At 60.4% G+C, this 17,466-nt stretch carries 10 protein-coding genes; 3 read left to right on the top strand and 7 right to left on the bottom strand.

The genetic code is table 11. The features are described 5' to 3' along the window. Positions 1–117: 117 nt before the first annotated feature. The gene (locus ACSQ20_RS00135; protein ID WP_436016314.1) at positions 118–1,203 is read right to left on the bottom strand and encodes a hypothetical protein; all 1,086 of its coding nucleotides are present in this window, start codon (positions 1,201–1,203) and stop codon (positions 118–120) included. Between the two features lie 324 nt (positions 1,204–1,527). Here ACSQ20_RS00135 and ACSQ20_RS00130 point away from each other — a divergent pair, with 324 nt between their 5' ends. After that, positions 1,528–2,424 (top strand): LysR family transcriptional regulator, encoded by an 897-nt coding sequence (locus ACSQ20_RS00130; RefSeq protein WP_436016312.1) that lies wholly within the window; start codon positions 1,528–1,530, stop codon positions 2,422–2,424. Here the strand turns inward: ACSQ20_RS00130 and ACSQ20_RS00125 are convergent. From ACSQ20_RS00125 to ACSQ20_RS00115, 3 genes are all read right to left on the bottom strand, one after another. Next, the gene (locus tag ACSQ20_RS00125; RefSeq protein WP_436016310.1) at positions 2,408–3,055 is read right to left on the bottom strand and encodes a cupin domain-containing protein; all 648 of its coding nucleotides are present in this window, start codon (positions 3,053–3,055) and stop codon (positions 2,408–2,410) included. The genes ACSQ20_RS00130 and ACSQ20_RS00125 overlap by 17 nt on opposite strands. A 38-nt stretch (positions 3,056–3,093) precedes the next feature. Continuing rightward, complete coding sequence (locus ACSQ20_RS00120) at positions 3,094–3,714, bottom strand: glutathione S-transferase family protein (RefSeq protein WP_436016308.1); 621 nt, start codon at positions 3,712–3,714, stop codon at positions 3,094–3,096. Between the two features lie 141 nt (positions 3,715–3,855). Further along, positions 3,856–4,683, bottom strand: a complete 828-nt coding sequence (locus tag ACSQ20_RS00115; protein ID WP_436022798.1) for an AraC family transcriptional regulator — start codon at positions 4,681–4,683, stop codon at positions 3,856–3,858. Between the two features lie 127 nt (positions 4,684–4,810). On the opposite strand from ACSQ20_RS00115, the gene ACSQ20_RS00110 reads away from it, so the two are divergent. Together ACSQ20_RS00110 and ACSQ20_RS00105 are read left to right on the top strand one after the other, a co-directional pair. Then, the gene (locus tag ACSQ20_RS00110; RefSeq protein WP_436016306.1) at positions 4,811–5,467 is read left to right on the top strand and encodes a glutathione S-transferase family protein; all 657 of its coding nucleotides are present in this window, start codon (positions 4,811–4,813) and stop codon (positions 5,465–5,467) included. Positions 5,468–5,617: 150 nt separating this feature from the next. Continuing rightward, positions 5,618–6,100, top strand: coding sequence for an AraC family transcriptional regulator (locus ACSQ20_RS00105; protein ID WP_436016304.1), 483 nt, complete (start codon positions 5,618–5,620; stop codon positions 6,098–6,100). A 93-nt stretch (positions 6,101–6,193) separates the two neighbouring features. Here the strand turns inward: ACSQ20_RS00105 and ACSQ20_RS00100 are convergent, their stop codons facing one another. The 3 genes from ACSQ20_RS00100 to ACSQ20_RS00090 are packed head-to-tail and all read right to left on the bottom strand — an operon-like array spanning position 6,194 to position 17,403. After that, positions 6,194–6,697, bottom strand: coding sequence for a hypothetical protein (locus tag ACSQ20_RS00100; protein WP_436016302.1), 504 nt, complete (start codon positions 6,695–6,697; stop codon positions 6,194–6,196). Next, entirely contained in the window at positions 6,694–8,556 is a 1,863-nt protein-coding gene (locus ACSQ20_RS00095; RefSeq protein WP_436016300.1) for a Hint domain-containing protein, read from the bottom strand. The genes ACSQ20_RS00100 and ACSQ20_RS00095 overlap by 4 nt, the downstream gene beginning before the upstream one ends. A 51-nt stretch (positions 8,557–8,607) precedes the next feature. Further along, a complete protein-coding gene (locus ACSQ20_RS00090) occupies positions 8,608–17,403 on the bottom strand; it encodes a neuraminidase-like domain-containing protein (protein WP_436016298.1) in 8,796 nt (2,931 codons plus the stop codon). Between the last annotated feature and the right edge of the window lie 63 nt (positions 17,404–17,466).

The raw sequence follows: 17,466 nt of genomic DNA, 5'->3' as shown, positions 1-17,466 counted from the left end.
CACGCTCCGCGGTTCGGCGCGTTGTTCGTGTGCCGCGCCAATCCACCAGGGCAAGCCATTGTAGTAGTAGTCATCGATCGAGTCCGCACCTGAAAACAGGCGCCCGCGGTCAACCCGTTACTTTTTCGCCGTGACCCCGCCTGCGTTTACCGTTCCGTTAGGCGGCATGATGCCGAGCAGCCACGAAAAATCCTGTTTGTTCCACCCGGCCAACGGCGATGGGATCCCCACGGCGGGCGTGCCCGGAAACGCGCCGAAATTCGGATTTTCGACGATGGGTTGGGTGTTGCTTGTAAAGGATGCGTACGAATGGCAAGTCATACATGACGCTTGTTGCGGCGGCACCTGTGCATTGAATTCGGTGAATGAATTCCCGAGCAACACCGGTTGTTTCTGCGCGTTCACATAGCCTGTTTGCACGCCAACCAAACGATAGTTGTAGAACGCGCGACGAAGCGCGGCGGCGTCCATCAGGTTTCTTAACTGCGACGTCATACCCGTGCGCTGCCCGTTACTCGGCGAGACCAACGAGCCCCAAGGATCGACGCAATTCGAGTAAAGCTTGTCATTGCAGCGATTCGGGTTGGTGCTCGTGCTTTGCGGCTCGAACGTCGCCCACACCCAGTTGGGAAGCAGTTTTGAAGAGATGTGCAGGCCGACCAGCGCATAGCATTCGTCTCCGATTTTCTCTACGTAATACCCGCTGGAAACGGGCTCGGCGCAATTGAACCCAGGGATGATCGCGTTTGACGGCAGCCAGTCCGCTTTGACTTCAAGCGCGGAGGATGGAAACGACAATGGCCCGTTGTTGTAGATATAGTCGTTTTGTCCCGGGAGCGTCTGCAAGCTATATTTAACGTTCCTGCCTTGGGGAGACATAATGAAGTCGGCTTCGGCCTGGTTGACGTGAACTTCTTCGCAAAACTGAGGATCGGCGGACAAATTCTTCGGCACGAACGGAAGCAGCGCACTATCGGTCGTGGTTTTTGCGGTTGTCATTGGCTGGCAAAGCGCGGGCAAGTCACGCGCTTTCGAGGCTAATACGCTCGCATGCAGACGTTGTCGTCCTTCTTGGTTGGTGCAGTCTTTGCCGCCATGGAGCAAGCATGTTTGCTCCGCCCAGGTCTCCCACATCAGCGGCGAAGTGGTCTTCGAACTGGCACAATTCGCGGCAACAAATAACTGCCAGGCGAAATGTTCCATTGAATCGGGGCCGTCCGGTATTTTCGTGGGAATCGTACAAGGGGAGCCGGTCGGGCCAGCCGCATCGGTCGCCGCCCGCGCCGGGACACATTGAATAAAAGCAATCATGCCGAATGCCGACAACAGCAGCGACAGAAAACGAGGTGCTTTCATTTTTCGCTTCTCCCGAGACAGTGGAGTGCCGCGCCGAAATAGCGGCGAACGGTGATTTGCTCTGCATCTGTCAGGATAAGAACGTCATCAACGTAGCGGCCTAGCAGAGTTGTTAGTTGTGAAGATGTAGCTTCACCAAGCAACGGCTCCGCGTGCATTGTCATTCTCGCCATGTCCAATCTTCGCAATCTAACGTTCGAACATCTTCTGACCTACATCGCAGTCATCGAGACCGGGTCATTGACCCGCGCGGCAGAGCGCCTCGGTATCGGGAAGACAGCGGTAAGCAAAAACATTCAGCGGCTCGAACACGAGCTCGGCGCCAGCTTGATCGTCAGGACGACACGACGCATCAACGTGACAGAGGCAGGGGCATCGTTTTTCGAAGCCTGCAGCGAGATCGCACAACTGGCTGGTGAGGCCATGTTCGCTGTCAGCCCTGCTCCGGACCAGCTGCGCGGTACGTTAAGGGTGGCTTCCTCTGTCGAGTACAGCGCGCTCGTGCTTGCTCCGGTGCTTGCGCGCATGCGCACCATGCACCCGGGATTGCGCATCGAAATGGTGTCCGGTGACCGTCCAATCGACATGATCGCGGAAGGGGTCGATGTTGCACTTCGTCTCGGCGAACTGGCCGACTCGAGCCACCGCGCGGTTGGCATCGGCAAGTATTCGAAGTGGCTTGTCGCGAGCCATGATTTTGTCGCGCATCATGCGCTTGCCGCGGACATCCATGCCGCCGGTGATGCGCCCTTCATCGGGCTCTCCGTTCTCCCTCATCCGTCGCGTTGCAACTTGCGTCACGTCAATGGCGAATCCCTGCAGATCGACTTCGTTGCCGAATTCATCGCCGACACGTTTTATGCGTGCCGCGCAGCGGCTGCCGAGGGCGCTGGCATCGCGTTGCTGCCTGACTTTTCCGTTCAAGCCGACATCGCTGCCGGGCGGCTGGTTCGCGTTTATCCGGAGTGGTCGAGCGCGCCACTTCCGATTCACGCGTTGCTTCCGCCCGGCAAGCACATCGCGCCGAAAACCCGGGCGTTGATCGACATGCTCAAGGCAGGCGTCTAGCTACTGGGGAGGCACATGTCGCATGCAAATGGCCGTTGCGAAGAAGGATCACCGTCGGGGTCTCCGCAAACGGTTCGTGACGAACGCCCGAATGCAGGCGCAGCCATGTTCCCGCTGGATACCGGTGGCTCGCGCTTCTCAGCTCGCCGCTCAGCACGAAGATCTCTTCGCCATGTGGATGAGCATGATCGCGTGTGCGCGCGCCGGGCTGCCATGCAACAAGGCTGAGAAGATGGCCATTACGTGAAAGTGGAGCAACACGCATCAGCGGATTACGCCCGTCATGCCATATGCGCTCGCCTGCCCGATCAACTGCCGGCTCACATCGGGCATCCGACGCTTCGCTATAGAGGAACAGACGTGCGCCATCGCGCCCCGCGCGCAATGCGGCCGGAGCGCATCGAATCGTGAAGTCATCGGCATGAAGATTTTGGTCGTTGATCTCGATGGTGCCGCGTAACACGTATAGATCATGGCGTTTTCGCGCATCGAGCGTATGAACCTCTGATGCGCCAAGGTCCACGACACCTGCCCAGAGCGGCGACGCCGCGTCGGTCAGAGCGGTAATCAACGCGCTTCGCGCCGGAGCGTCGAGATCGGCCCAATTGCGCTCGATGCGTTTGTTTTGCATGGCTTGCTCCGCACGTTGTGCAAGTGCTATTCATCGCTTCAAGCGGCCCGATGCTCCAGGCCGATCGCCGACCGCTCAAACGGAATGAAGCCCGGTAGCGACTCCATTCTTTCGAGCCAGCGGTTGACGTTTCGATAGGGCGAACGGTCGACGTTGCCTTCGGCCGCGCGTTCGATGTAGCTGTAGAGCGCGATGTCGGCGATGGTCGGTGCGAGCCCTGCTATCCAGTCGCGTTGCGCAAGCACCTCGTCGAGCTGCGTGAGAATGGCATGCGAACGCGCGATGACTTCCTCTGCATTGCGTGGTGCGCCGAAAAGCGTAATCAGACGTGCCGCAGCAATGCCGTAGGTGATCTCGCCGGAGGCAACGGAAAGCCAACGTTGGACCTCGGCCGCTTCGAGCGGCGTCTCGGGAAGCCAACTCTTTGGCGCGTATTGCTTCGCCAGATAAACGAGGATGGCCGTTGAGTCGGGAATGACGGCATCGCCATCAATTAGCACCGGGACTTGGCCGAACGGGTTGAGGCTCAGATAGGCGGGCGATTTCTGTTCGCCGGCCCGAACATTCACCTCGATCGTTTCGTATTCCAGTCCGAGGATGGAGAGAAAAAGATGCGTCCGATGAGCGTGGCCGGAAAGCCGAAAACTGTAGAGCTTCATGATTGCCGTCCTGTTGCGTGGTGGAGTCGGTCAAGCGTTGAAGCGATTGTGCTGGGTAAGACTGCACGTGATAAGTGCGCGGGGCGGCGATTCAGAATCCGCGTTTGGGGGACAGTGGCGAATTTCGATCAAGCATGATGCTCATTTGGCGTCTGTGGCTCGGTTTTCATCCCGTCGATATTCCGCCGGCGCCTTGCCCACCAACTTCCGGAAATCTCTCGTGAAATGCGCCTGGTCGAAATAGCCGAGCTGGTTGGCCAATTCCACCAGATCGACCGGTTCGCCGCCGGCGAGCTTGTCGGCGGCTTCATGCAGGCGATAGCGGCAGATCACCCACTTTGGCGTCACCCCCACGTAGTCAGCAAAAAGCTGCTGCAACGTACGCTCGCTTGAACCGGCACGGCGGGCAAGATCACTCACCCGCGTAAGCCCGATGTCCTGCTCCAGCATCTGCAAGATCGCGTGGATGCGCTCGACTTGGCGGTCGGGCTGCGGCAACACGCGCAGCAGCAGCGCCTCTGCGGCCGAGACCATACCGGCATCATCCTGGGCGCCAAGCACGATATCTTCGGCTTCGGCGTCTGTGCAGCCCAGCAGCGTCGACGCCGGCAGCACCTTGTCGGTCAGCAGATGCACGGGCTTGCCGAAGAATGCGCGAAAGGCGCCGGGCCTAAAACGCAAGCCGATCACGCGCCCTGCTTCGGCGAGCGTGGTCTCGAACGCGCCCGACACCACACCGAATACGCCGGTCTGCCGTCGGTCGAACACCAGGTTCACGCAGGGATACGGCAGCGTGCGCTGCACGTAGGGCGGCTGACCGCGCAGATCCCATTCGACAATCCAGTGGTGATCCAACACACCGGCGAGTTCGGCGCACGGCTGGTAGCGATTCAGGCGAAAGCGCTGGTGGAAGGCCCGGGGGCCGACCACGCCCTTGGGCGCGGCGGTGACATTACGCAAGTCGGTCATGGTGCTGGCGGTGCAAACGGTAGATGTGGTTTCGTGATGATGCACTGCCGCAGCGGATTTTTCCAAGACGGCCGCGCAACGCCATCCTATATTTGGTTCTCTTTTCGACCCTATTCCGGAGCCCGTCATGCCGCAAGACCGCCACCTGATCTTCTACCATGCCCCGCGCAGCCGATCCGCGGGCGCCCGCATGCTGCTTGAAGAGTTGAAGGCCGACTACGAACTTCACGCGTTCGACCTGTCTCGCGGCAAACATCACGACCCCGACTACCTGCGCGTCAACCCGATGGGCAAAGTTCCCGCGCTGCGCCACGGCGACGTGATCGTTACCGAGCAGGCCGCCGTCTACATGTATGCGGCCGAGCTGTACCGGGAAGCGGGCCTGGCGCCGGCGATAGGCGATTCGTTGCGCGGACCGTACCTGCGCTGGATGGTGTTTTACGGTTCGTGCTTTGAGCCAGCCGTCGTCGACCGCTCGATGAATCGCCCGCCCGCGGCCTACTCCACGTCGCCCTATGGCGACTTCGAGACCGTCGTCAATGCGGTTGGCGCACAGCTGGCCCAAGGCCCCTACCTGTTGGGCGAGCGCTTTACGGCAGCGGACGTGCTATGGGGCGCAGCGCTGAACTGGATCACGATGTTCAAGCTGATACCCGAGACACCCGTATTGCGCGCTTATATCGATCGAATCCTTGCGCGCCCGGCCATCCAGCGTGCGCAGGCCGCGGATGAGGCACTGGCGGCGGAGCATGACAAGGCCAAGGCAGCGGCCGATTTGAGTTGATGTTGTAGGTGCCTACTTGATGAATGATCCGGTTAGTCGGAACCGCTACGAAACGCGGCTCACACGCGCGCTCGATTATGTTTACGATCATCTCGCAAGGCACAACGCACCTATAGCCGGCTTCGTCCGGCGCTCTCTGGAGACAACTCAATGGCGATGCACGAAGTGGCAATCCGTCACCTGGAGCCAATGGAAATTTTATCGGTCGATCACGTTGGACCGTATATGCAAATCGGCAACGCGTTCGATGCGCTGTGCGGCTGGCTGGCGAAACACAATTTGCTCACGGCGGATATCAGGATGGTTGGCGTTTACTACGATGACCCCAGTGTCGTCGAAGAAAATGCGTTGCGCTCGAAAGCCGGCGTGCTATTGCCGGAATCCGTTCGAGCGTCCGTGACGTTGAGCCCACCGGTTTCGCTCACGCATGTGAAAGGGGGCGAATACGCGGTGCTACGGCACCAAGGACCCTACGCGGATATGCCTGCGGCGTATCAGTGGCTATATGGAACGTGGCTCGTGCAATCGGGCCGCAAAGTGGCTGATGCGCCGGCCTTCGAGGCGTATCTGAACAACCCGCGGGACACGGCGCCAGCTGATCTGATCACCGAGATCTGCTTGCCGCTGGTGTGAAGTCGATGCTTCACTCCACGGTTCGCGGTGCCGGTACGACGACTGCCATCGTTGCGAGATGCGCATCGGCATCGACCGGCACCGGATAATCCGTCAACCCTTTTCGAACGGCTCCCCCCACCGCGAGAACTCGCTCCGTTGCGGATCACGCTCGGGGCACGCTTCGCTCGGCAATTTCGTCTTCTCCTGTACCCGGCAACCGCAGAGCTTGCAGATCTGCCCGGGCAGCAGCCGATATATCTGCCGATCAGGCGCTTGCGTCAGGTTCGGGCACGAGAGGCATGCATCACGTCGGCGCGTAAGCGTTGCTTCGTCGACAACCGAGAAGCCCGTGCGTGCCCAGCGGGCCATCGCCGCCGCAGCACGTCCAACCAGCTCCGCGTTCGACCATCGAGGCTCGGTGACGCGCAAACGCGGCGGGTTGGCAAGCAGGATCTGCATCATCGCCGGCGTGCGGCGGCTGGCGAGTAGATTGTGCGCATACGTGTCGTCGTTTAGCGCAGCCTCGAGCACCGTCAACGGTACAGGTTGATCGAGGCCGAGCGTCGAGGCCAGTTGCATGCGCTGCTGCATCAGAGCGTCCTGGCTGTCCGTCATGACTGAACTCCCGCCGCGGCTCGGCGCGGCCGCACGTCCGCCCCGACCTTGAATGACACGGCCGTTCGGTCCGGATCGAGCGTCGAGCCATCTTCCGCTTCGACGTCGCGCACCCGCAGTTCATACTCACCGGCGGCAGGATCGGGGAAAGTCACCGTCAGCACCACTTGCTCCGGCACATCGGGCGCGACAAGCGCCGTGGTGATAACCGACTCCGGCGTGATGACGTAATGCGTAATGTCACGCGCCGAGCGCGCATCGACCGGCATATTGAACGTTGCGATGATGCTCGGCGTCCCTTCGAACACGACCGCTTCGGCCTTTTCGAGCCTCAACGTGTCCGCAGTCGGCCCGCCGGCACAAGCCGGCAGCGGCAAGCCGGCCATGCCGCTCTGCAACGCGTCGAGGCGGCACTTCAACGACGGCTCGTGGCATTTGCTCGGCCCACCGGCATTGACGTCGGCGAATCCGAACAGCTCCTTGACCTGCTTGAATGCCTCGAGCACCACCGAATTCTGAAACTCGAAGGCTGTCGGCAACACATACGAGATTGCGTCGAAGTCAGCTGCGCCGGTGCAGGCATAACCGCGGCGGTCGAGCTGCGACAGACCGAGCAGACGCGCAATGCCATGAGCGAGGATCAGCGCGAGACCTTCACGCTTGACGGTCAGCGTGCGCAACAGCCGGCCGGCCACATACACGGTCTGAGTACCGAATTGGCGGAATGCGTATAGGTTCGGGGTCTCGTCCGCCCATTCGAGGTGGAGGGTGATACCGGGAAAGAACCCATCGAATAGCTCCTTCAGATAGCGGAAGTTCGCCCGGTTCAGTTCCTCGCTCACCGGCACGTGCGGCGCTTGCTTGCCAATGCTGGCTGCCTGCTCGTCCGTCAGAAACCGGGGCGCCCATTGGGGCACGCCTCGCGGCGTCGTGATCGCCTCATGCGGTTCGAAATGCACGGTCCGAACCGCGCGCGGTGCAGCGCCGGCGTGGCTCGAGAAAATCGTGGCACTCCCCGCCGCCGCGGCGTATTCCGTGCTGCCGATGGCGGGACGCTGATCGAGATCGGCAACCAGATACGGCTGGACGTCGTCCAAGCCCTGGCTGATCTGCAAGATGTAGTCCGCTGTGACAAGGCCGTTTGCGCTGAGCAGGTGCCCGTCGAGCGAGATTGCGCCAGGCGTGAATTCGGCCGAGATGTGATGAATGCCGCCCGTGTAGAGGCCGAGCTGCACGTCGTACGCCGTGACCGAAGCGCCGTCATCGGCAACCAGCACGTCACCGGCACGCAGCCGGTCCGCGCGTATCAATTTGCCCTCGGGCACGAGGAAAAGGTGATCGGGTGTTACGATGATCTCGCCGTCCGCGCCATAGTGCACAAGCACCATCTCCTGACTGCCGCCGCCTGTCCCCGCACTCATGACCACCGGCCGCTGGTTCCACGTGATGCCGAGTCGGCTGCCCGCTTGGTCGATCGACGCGACATAAACCGGATCGCCCTCTTCGAAGTTCTGAATGTACCGGACCTCGCCCGTGCTGATCGCGACTCTCGTGTCGTACGCGAAGCAGGAGCAGCAGCAATAGCATTCACTGTAGGTCCAGTTTCTATCCTTGTCGCGCCGGTCCTGGCACGCATCGGCTGTGGACAGAACCTGTTCGCCCGTGGCCTTGTTGTAGCAAATGAAGAAGCCGATCGGCGTTGTCGGTCCCTTGACTTGGCACTTCGGAATCTCGACGCCGGAGGACGTCCGGCAAAGACACTTTTGCTTGAATTGGGTCGTATTCTCAAACTTGTTGCAGTGAGCCCCCGTACAGGGCATTTGTCCCGGTTCGAGATATTTCTCGCATTCAAATGCCATGACATGTACTCCTGATGAAGTGTTGATATAACGGTTCGTCGAATGGAGAATTCATCCGCAGCCGAACACGCACGCCTTGGTGACAAGAAACAGCTGAACGTCGAGGAATAAATCCGGATCGAGACGGCCATCGGGCCGGAGCAACGCTTTCAGCTCGGGCTGTTTTGCCATTGCATCGACGTTGACCGACAACAGCCAGGGGCCAACGAATTTGTCCTTTGGCACGCCGTTGGAAAACGTTGTCGTGCCGTATGCCCCTTCCATCTTCAACGGCTGCGTCACGGCCGCCTTGTCGACGCGCAGCGAGATGAATTCCGATTTGGATGGCAGTTTGATACCGCTGTCGACCACGATCTGCGATTCGATCTGCATCATCAACGCCTTCGCGATATTCGACGGCAGCAGGTCCGGTTGATCGACAGTGAACACGAGCGTCTGGAATCCACCCGACGGTTGCGCTTCGGCAAACGCGGCCCACGCGTCGGCGCCAACGAGTTGCTTGAGATCAAGAAAGATCGCGGCGGGTAACAGGTAGCCGCCAAGCAGTTTCTCGACGTCCCTGCGGGCTCCGGTACCGCCGTTCAGTGCAAAGTATTGCAGCATGATCCGAACATCCGAGATCGACATGAGGTCGATCGTGTTCGTCGCTTTCGGGATGCTCAAGTGCCACTCCGAAACGGCGCCCGTTCCTTCGAACGGGATGTAGCGCTCGTCGTAGATGTTCACCGAAGACAGCCCGAGGCCAACGCCAGTGACGCTGTCTCCGCTGTAAAGCGCAATCTGCTGCGCGGCCTGCCAGTTCCTTCTGATGCTCGATGGGATCTCGCCTTTCGGATCGAGCAGATAGGCGACCGCTTTCGGATCCGCCGTCAGCACGACGTCGTTGCGCGTCTGCGTAAGCATGCCGTTGAGCGTCGTGAACACCTCGCCTTTCTCGTCGAGGACGCTCAACGCGATCGCCACGATCTGCCTGCAGTAGTGGCCGGGAAAATCGAAGTCGAACAGGGCTTCGGTGAGCGAGAGCGTGCACTCCCCGGTCTGTTTCAGGCGCAGCAGCTCCGCTGGCGCGATCGTCGCCAGAGAGACCTCTTTCTCGATCAACAACCGCCGACGGTTGTTGCGAAGGTAAGTGCTCTCCATCTGATCAAGCGACAGCTGCAGTGACTCCCCCGACAGCAATCCTTGATGAAGGCTATCCCAGTAATCGAAGTTGATAAACGTGTCGTCGCGGTCGAGTTCGTATCGATAGGCAGCCTGCACGGCCATCGCGGCCTCCAGCGCAAGCCGATACGTCTGGAAGAACAATGTCGACAGCCGGCCCGTCATCCAGACGTACAGCTCCTGATTGTCGAACTTGTTCGTCAGAAACTCCTGCTCCTTCGCCGCATTGGTGATCGCACGCTGATGGATTTGGAGATCTCGCTGGGCGATAGCGAGCTGCCCGGTCGCTGCGGCGATCTGCTTCGTCAGCGCTGCCGCATCCATGCCCGCCTGTTCGGCATTGAAGCGCCATTCCTGTGCGCGGCGCTGATAACCGCCGACCGTGAGGCTCGTGCTGGCCGCAAAGTCGGCCACTCCCCCGAGCACCTCAGCCACCTGCCCCGCGGCATTGAGCGTGTTCCCGAGTTGGATGCCGCCATAAGTCATCGCGAACGGCGATCCGACTTGCGGCGTGGCGTAGGCGATCGAGGCGGCCGCTTGCAGCGTGCCCGCCATCACGCTAAAGCGCAGCGCGATCGCCGACGCGACGAGGTTGGCGATCTCCGCGGGATTGAGAAACTCGTCCGCCAGGTCGTTATAGAACTTGCGCCTCGCGTCCAACGCCTTTTTGTTTTCCTGCAATCCGTCGAGTGTTGCCTGCATCACATCGACCTGCCGCTTCTTCGATTCGCTTGTCAGGTTCAGGATGTCGATCTCATTGCGTGCGCGCAACCGCGCCAAGCCTTCGATATCGCGCGATTGCAGCGCGGCCGCGAGCGATGCGCCGAACGAGATTACATTCGCCGTCAGTTGCCGTGCGAACAATATGAGCGACGTAAATCGATACGGCAGGATCGTCGCCTGTTGCTGCTGCAGAACATTGAGCGACGACTGGCCTGCCGCGCTGGCTCTCACGAGTTGCAACGGGTTGATCGGCGGCTGAAATAGCGCTAGCTGCCGCGGACGGCCCTCCAGATCGAGGCAGTTGCGCAGCTTATACAGCCGGTCCTCGAGCGTGTCCCAGTATGCAAGTAGTTGCGGATTTTCCGGCACGCAAAAGTACGGGTCGATTTCGGTAAACGGATTCCCAAGCAGACCCGGCGCGACGATATCGTTCGCAGGCAACAGGTTCTCGACGTAGATCAGGAACTGTGGAATACCGTCCGGCGCACTCTCGTACGCTTTCTTGATTTTCTCGAACGTGGTGACCGGTTGCACGGGACACGGCTCAAGGCCGGTGGGCCGCGGACCCAGCAGATCGAGCGCGTAAAAATAGAGCAGGCTCGCCGCCGTCAGCGACTCCCATGTGAACTGCGTGAACAGCGAGTCGCCCCACGCGATCAGCGTGTCGACATAGCCCATGAAGATCGACTTCTCGAACGCGCCGATTCGCAAGCGCGCGATGGCGAATGGGTCGAACGGATCGTTGTTGTAGGTCGCGATCTGGACCGGGTCCGTAAGGGCAGCGATCAGCGACTTCACGGTATGGTTGCGCAACGGCTGGAATTGCCAGAAGCGCGCCGCGGGTCTCGCCACTTGGTTGTTCAGCAAGATGTTGCGCGCCTCGCGGATTCTTCCTTCTTTTTCCGGCGGCTGCAATTGCGGCCAAAGGAAGCTGAGATCCGTTCCCGCCGTGAACTTCTCGGATACGCTGCCGTCCGCCAAGATAATGTCCTTGGCGCGCAATTCGCCGAACGCCTCTTGCGCCAGCGTGCGTGGGATATTGGGCGTGATGAACGAGTCCACCGTCAGCGGCGTGGGACGCAACGTCGGATTGAAGATGTATTGATACCAGCGCAGCGCCTCCTCGAACCGCATGTCGGACTTGAGCGAGGCTGCAACCAGTTGCGGCGAGTAAAAGAAAAGTTCCCAGTAGTAGAGCCCATACGGACCGTCGAAGTCGACTTGCGCGCCGTCGAACCGAACCGGCGCAATGACGCGCGACGTCGGCGCATACCGCGAGAACGGCACCTCCGGCACGACCGGAATCTGTTGCAACTTGAGTGACAGCAGCGAGTCGATGCCGCCCGCGAACAAGGCCCGGCTCAGCCGACCTGTCGATGCGGTCGAAAGCCGCGTAAAACGGAACTTCAAGTCATACAGCGTCGTCTGCCACGCCGCCGTGCGATGCGCGAGCAAAATGCGGCGAACCTCCGCAATCAACGCCTGCCGAATCGACGGATTCGCGCTCGGAAAAAGGAATGCGAGGTCGGTCTCGTCGTTGACGAGCCTCGAGATCAAGCCCGTCGAGTCGACGATGCCTTTTTCGCGCAGTTGCGCAAACACCTCGGCTGATTGAGCTTCGTCGATGCCCGAGCCGATGAACGAGCGCGCGTCGAGCAGCTCGAACTCGAGTTCATAGTAGTAGCGAAAGCCGGTAATCGACGGCAAACCGAGCAGGGTCTCGCGGACCTCCGCAATCCGTATCCCACGGCGCGGCTCCGGGTCGCCGGCTAGCAGTGACGAAAGATCGGTCCGCGGCGTGAACTGCTCCACGCGATCGTCCTCGCCCACGATGCCAAGCCCCTTGAGGTCCGCGATGATCTGCTTTGACACGGTCAGATCGATGTCGGGCGTCACGAACGTGTCTTCGTAGACGCGTGGCTGCGACTCGATTGCGGCGATGCGCATCCACCTCGAGATCGGCGGTAACTCGGTGGCATCGGACGTGACGAGAAACGCCTCGTTGCCGTTGTTGAAAACGAACCAGCCCGGCTGGTTCTTCACCATCATCACGGATGCGTTTTCGCGCGCGATGCGCTCCAGCAGCGGCGGGTCGCCGAGATAGACAAACAGGACGCGGCGCACTTCATCGATCAAGCGCCCTTTCTGCGGCTCGGCAATCGATGGAAAAAGAAACGACAGGTCTGTGGCCGACGTCAACGTCGGGACGACTCTTCCGACTCCATCCAGGATTCCCTTTTGCGCGAGCGCCTCGTGCACCTCCTTCGAGCGGGCAGTGTCGATCGGATCCAGAAGAAACGAGCCGCCATTGGCAGGCACACCGGCCGCGCGCAGGTCGAACAGAATGCGCTGCACCGCCGCGATTAACGGCGCGGCGACGGATCTCGGCTCGCCCGGAAACAGGAAGAAAAGGTCCGTATTGCGATTGAAGGTAGACGACACCATCCCAGTGGAATCGACAATACCAACCGATTCGAGGTCGCCAAAGATCGTGTCCGACTGGATAGCGTCGATACCGCGCGCAATGAACGCGTCGACGCCAACTCGCCGAGACAGCGATGCCGAGCTGATCACAGACGTGTAATCGCCGTCGTAGTTCGTCCGCAGCACGTTGAACGACGAGGTGACCGCGAGTTGCGATGTCGGCAGATCGATCTTCGGCGCCAACGCTGGCGGCACGCCCGGCGAAAGATTTTGGCGCAACAGCGGAAACTCGGTCATGTTGAGGATCGAGTCGCGGTTCAGGTCGGCGTTGATCGTGGTCGCGTTGCGCAGTGCCGTCGGGCCGCGCGTCCTGGTTTCCAGCGCCTGGTTCACGTTGATCGCAGCACTCCGCACGTCTGCCGCGAATTCGTAGCGCGGCGGGTTCGCGGTTGCTTGCGCGGCCAACGGGCGGGCGGGCACCGGGTCGATCCGGATGCCGTCGATGTTGTTGTCGAGGAACGGCCCGTAGAAAACGGTCAGCTTCTCGGCGGCCGCCGTATTGTCTGGCTGTGTCGTCAGCACGTCCGGCAACACATGCACCACGTTGACCTTGCGCCAGTAGAGACTGTCCATGTCGAACAGCCGGAAGCCTGACGAATCCTTGAATGTGGACGGCGACGGCGTCACGTAGACGACTTCGTCTTCGTACACCGTCTGCGCGGGAACCCACGTCATCGTGAAGTCGTAAAACGTGAAACGAATCGCCGCCCGATAGACGATCTCGTTTTCCGATACCGCCTCCAATTGCGGCGTGGAGGATGCTTTGATCTGGGAGATCGACACCGGTGTGAGTTCGACCCAGAAGAGGAATAGACGGTTGAATGCGAAAACCGGCGACACGTAGCGGGAGCTGATCGATACGTCGATCGGCAGCCATTCGGACCATCCGGCCGAGACTTCCTTGCGCGAATAGAAATAGGCGTAGGGCTCGGTCAGCGTGCGAGCGAAGAGGAATAGCGTGTCGATCGCGCCGCGTCTGGCATCCTCGACCGTGTAGCGGCAACTGTCGATGCATGTCAGCGTTGCGCGTGCTGCCACGCCATCGAGGTATGTCTTGTACGCCGGGGACACCTGCTCGGGCGAGAGATCGGACTGCTGAAGCGAGTCTTGTAGCGCGCGAAACAGCGTCGTGCGCGACTTGCGCAGCGATGGAATAAGGTAGTTCTCGGGGTAGAGAAATATCTTCCGATTCGCCTCCCACACGCGGTAGTTCAGCATCCATTCCCACCACGCTTCGGGGACTGAAATCTTCTCGACGCCGACTTCGAGGTTGAGCCGGCTACGCTGCAGATAGAGCTGAACCGCGTTCAGACCTTCGACGACGAGGGAGATGTCATTGCAACCGCTGCGCTCCACATCGATCAGCAGATAGTCGCTCAGCTGGCGCGCGGAAACGAAGTGCGGGTCCTTCTGACGCAGCGACCAGAGCAAACGCTCCAGCAACAAGTCGCGCCGCCGCTCGTTCAGACCTGCGATAACGCGGGCACTGACTGCGGTCCAATCACTTTCATTGCGGGCTTTCGAGAGCGCGGCGACCATCGCGACGGTTTCCGACCACACCGGCCAGTCGGCGGTCTGCGCCGACAGGTTGCGTAACCGCAGGATGGCGGCCACCGCGATCGTATCCATTCCTGACGCAGCGAGGATCGCGAAACAGCGCTGCATTCGTGCAAGGCCTGCAAGCGAGTCATAAAGCATCGTTGACCCGCCGAGGTCTTGGGCGACGCGGCAGATCTGCGCTTGCGGCCAGCCGGACAACTGCGACAGTGCCGCGCTTTTCGCACCGTTTGTGCAAGCCGTGTCCGTCGGCATCGCGAGGAACGCGAGAATGTCGCGCGGCCGCGCTTTCCACAATGTTTCTAGATCGTGTAGCACAAGCACGGATCGAAGCGCGTCGAAGCTCGGATCGAGCAGCGTCGCCGTGTTGAGCGCGTAGACCGCGGGGTGATCGGCGACACTCCGAATCTCGGCGGCCTTCATCGACAGCAACTCCGCCACAAACACGGCCCGTGCAATGGCGAGCAGGGCCGCTTCGATAGCCTCCCATGAACTCCCCGCCTCGTCGTCCAGAAGAACGGGCGTTGCCAGCAATTTGATGAAATCCGGAAGGACGATGGCCTGGGCGAAGTAGTAGCGAATCGCCGCTCCGATCTGCGAGGTCGTCTCGAACAGCCCGGCGAGTTGCTCATCGAGTAGATCGTTCGTCGCGTTGTACGCGCGACGAAGCGCTTGGCCGATGATATGAATCTCGGCCTTCGAGAAATCGGGATCGAGGAACGTCAGTTCTTCGTCGGCCACTTGCCTTGAGATCAGTGCAAGCTCGGTTTCGAGCACCGTATCGAAGACTTGCTCATAGGCTGCGCGAAGCAGCACAAAAATTCCGCCCTTCGTTTCGATCTTCTTGAACGCCGCGGCGGATTGCTCCTCGGTAAGGAGGTCGGCGGTGAACGAGGTGGGCGTCAACAACTGCGGTTGCGACAGCACCCAGATCGTTTTCATCGCATCGTATAGCGTCGCCGACTGATACGTCGGCGCTTCGGAAAGCGCCGCGTTTCCTGTGACCGCATACGTGAGGTCGCCGACCGCGAGTTGGTGCTCGGAGAGTTCCCGTGCAGCATGGAGAATACTGAGCAGATCAGCTGGTACCGGCACAGCGGTGATATCGAGACCGATTAGCGCAAGCAGCGCTACGTACTCGTCCATATCGAGCTTCACCGCCGCCATTATCTGTACGGTTCGGTACAGACGCGAAAGGTTCGGCACATCGAGGGCAACCGTTGCCTCGGCGCCGAACAGCGCCTCGCCCATCGCTGCCAGCTTCGTTTGCTCGAGACCGAGCGCCGCGGCCATGCGGGCTTGCGTAAATGACTTGCTGCTGGTCTCGTTCGTAGCGAGCTTCCAATGCACGACCGTGTCCGTGTAGAGCGGATTGCGGGCGTAGAGCGGGCGATAAGGAGGTGCTCCGTCAAGCACCTGCACGTTGTTGTAAATCCGATCGAAGAGATCCTGCGGCTCGCCTCCATTCCCTGTACCGATCGTCTTCATATCGGACCACAGCGCGGCCGCTGCATCGGCGTCAATCTCGAAGGCCTGCTTTGCCGCCACTGCGTTCGCGAGTGCCTCGATCGAGGCTGCGTCAAGCTCAGTCAATCCCAGCGAAGCAAGCAGCCAGTCAAGATCGGCGAATGCGAGCCCTGACCACCGTGACAGGCGGATAAACCGATTGATACGATCCAGCGATTGCGGAACGAGGTTCGTCAGCTGCTCGCTTTCCGGTCCCGATTGAACGATGGCAATCGCATCCGTCCCGCTCAACTTCTGATTGAAGAAGAACTGATGTGCGATACCTACCTTGCGCTCCGCTGCGCCAAGCCCCTGGTCCAGCAGCACGCCGAGGTCTTCGCGCGTGAGCGCGGTCTGCAACAGGAAGGTGGGCACCTTATCGAGCACGCTCAGGTCCTGAGATGCGGCAAGACCATAGCGCGCCTTTAAGACCGCGACGTCTGTCGACGCAGTGGTGGCAAGCTCGTACTGCTCGATCGACAGTGACAGCCGTTCGCGCGCGGTCGCGAGCGCAATCGCCGCGCTGGGTGGCTGCGGCGCAAACGTCGCAAAAATCTCGGCCACCGACGTCCGCAACGTCTGGACGTACAGACGAATTTCATCTTGCGCGCTGTTTCCCGGGAGGTTTAGAGGATAGTGCGCGACAGCAAGCTGCTGATATACGTTCGGTCCCGGCAACTCGGCTGCGAGCCGCGTGGCCATCACGTCGTTCACGATCTGCAGATACGGCACCAGTCCGTTCGTCGCCTCGCATGTCAACGGCAACGTGAAGAGTGATGGCCTCCGGCTCGAGAGGTGAAAATCCAGCGGAACGGTCGGGATCGTCGCCTCATTCACCTTCGTGATGTAGCGATCGGCAATCCGCATCACATCGACGAAATACGCCGCGGCGCCAAGAATTGATTTGCATTCCTCACAGGCGCACCCGCCAAACGGGCCGAACAGGTCGCGGTAGCTCGGCATACCGAGAAAGAAGCCCTCCAATGCGGGGCTCACGTTGAAGCTCGGCAGCTGTGACGATTGCCGCGCCGCGACGGTGCCGTGCAAGGTCGCCCAGAGATTGAGCACCTGGCCCTTGACCGTACTGGCCTTTTGATGAATGGCCTGCGCTTGCTCCGCGCGGCCGGGGAGGATGTTCCGCCATTCGCCGACGAATATTTCCTCGGGCACCGCCGCGATAGCGTGTGCGGAATCGTAGCCGGCTGCGGCAAGCGCGTCAGTGCAAAAGGCATCCCCCGCTACGCGGAGCAGCCGCTGCCGCGCGCGAAGCTCCGGCAATACATCGGCAAGTGCTACGTCGTCTAAACGAAGCGAAGCAACGGCGGACGGATCGAGAAGGTCGGAATGCAGCAGATCGAACTCAGGATTGAGTTCGAAAAAGCGAAGTATTGAAGGAACATGTAACCCGCATCTCATCGCCCACTCCCCCGTCGCGCTGCGGATTTATAAAAATTTCGTTTTATCGCTTGATTAATATAG

Source organism: Trinickia sp. LjRoot230, assembly GCF_964253315.1.
Lineage (GTDB): Bacteria > Pseudomonadota > Gammaproteobacteria > Burkholderiales > Burkholderiaceae > Trinickia.
Note: the sequence above shows the minus strand (reverse complement) of the source record. Positions and strands in the feature narration are given on the sequence as shown.

Excerpts from the sequence above, each read along its gene's own strand:
- ACSQ20_RS00110 (WP_436016306.1), top strand. The coding sequence starts at position 4,811 with ATGCCGCAAGACCGCCACCTGATCTTCTACCATGCCCCGCGCAGCCGA.
- ACSQ20_RS00095 (WP_436016300.1), bottom strand. The coding sequence starts at position 8,556 with ATGGCATTTGAATGCGAGAAATATCTCGAACCGGGACAAATGCCCTGT.
- ACSQ20_RS00105 (WP_436016304.1), top strand. The coding sequence starts at position 5,618 with ATGGCGATGCACGAAGTGGCAATCCGTCACCTGGAGCCAATGGAAATT.
- ACSQ20_RS00090 (WP_436016298.1), bottom strand. The coding sequence starts at position 17,403 with ATGAGATGCGGGTTACATGTTCCTTCAATACTTCGCTTTTTCGAACTC.
- ACSQ20_RS00115 (WP_436022798.1), bottom strand. The coding sequence starts at position 4,683 with ATGACCGACTTGCGTAATGTCACCGCCGCGCCCAAGGGCGTGGTCGGC.
- ACSQ20_RS00120 (WP_436016308.1), bottom strand. The coding sequence starts at position 3,714 with ATGAAGCTCTACAGTTTTCGGCTTTCCGGCCACGCTCATCGGACGCAT.
- ACSQ20_RS00130 (WP_436016312.1), top strand. The coding sequence starts at position 1,528 with ATGTCCAATCTTCGCAATCTAACGTTCGAACATCTTCTGACCTACATC.
- ACSQ20_RS00125 (WP_436016310.1), bottom strand. The coding sequence starts at position 3,055 with ATGCAAAACAAACGCATCGAGCGCAATTGGGCCGATCTCGACGCTCCG.
- ACSQ20_RS00135 (WP_436016314.1), bottom strand. The coding sequence starts at position 1,203 with ATGGAACATTTCGCCTGGCAGTTATTTGTTGCCGCGAATTGTGCCAGT.
- ACSQ20_RS00100 (WP_436016302.1), bottom strand. The coding sequence starts at position 6,697 with ATGACGGACAGCCAGGACGCTCTGATGCAGCAGCGCATGCAACTGGCC.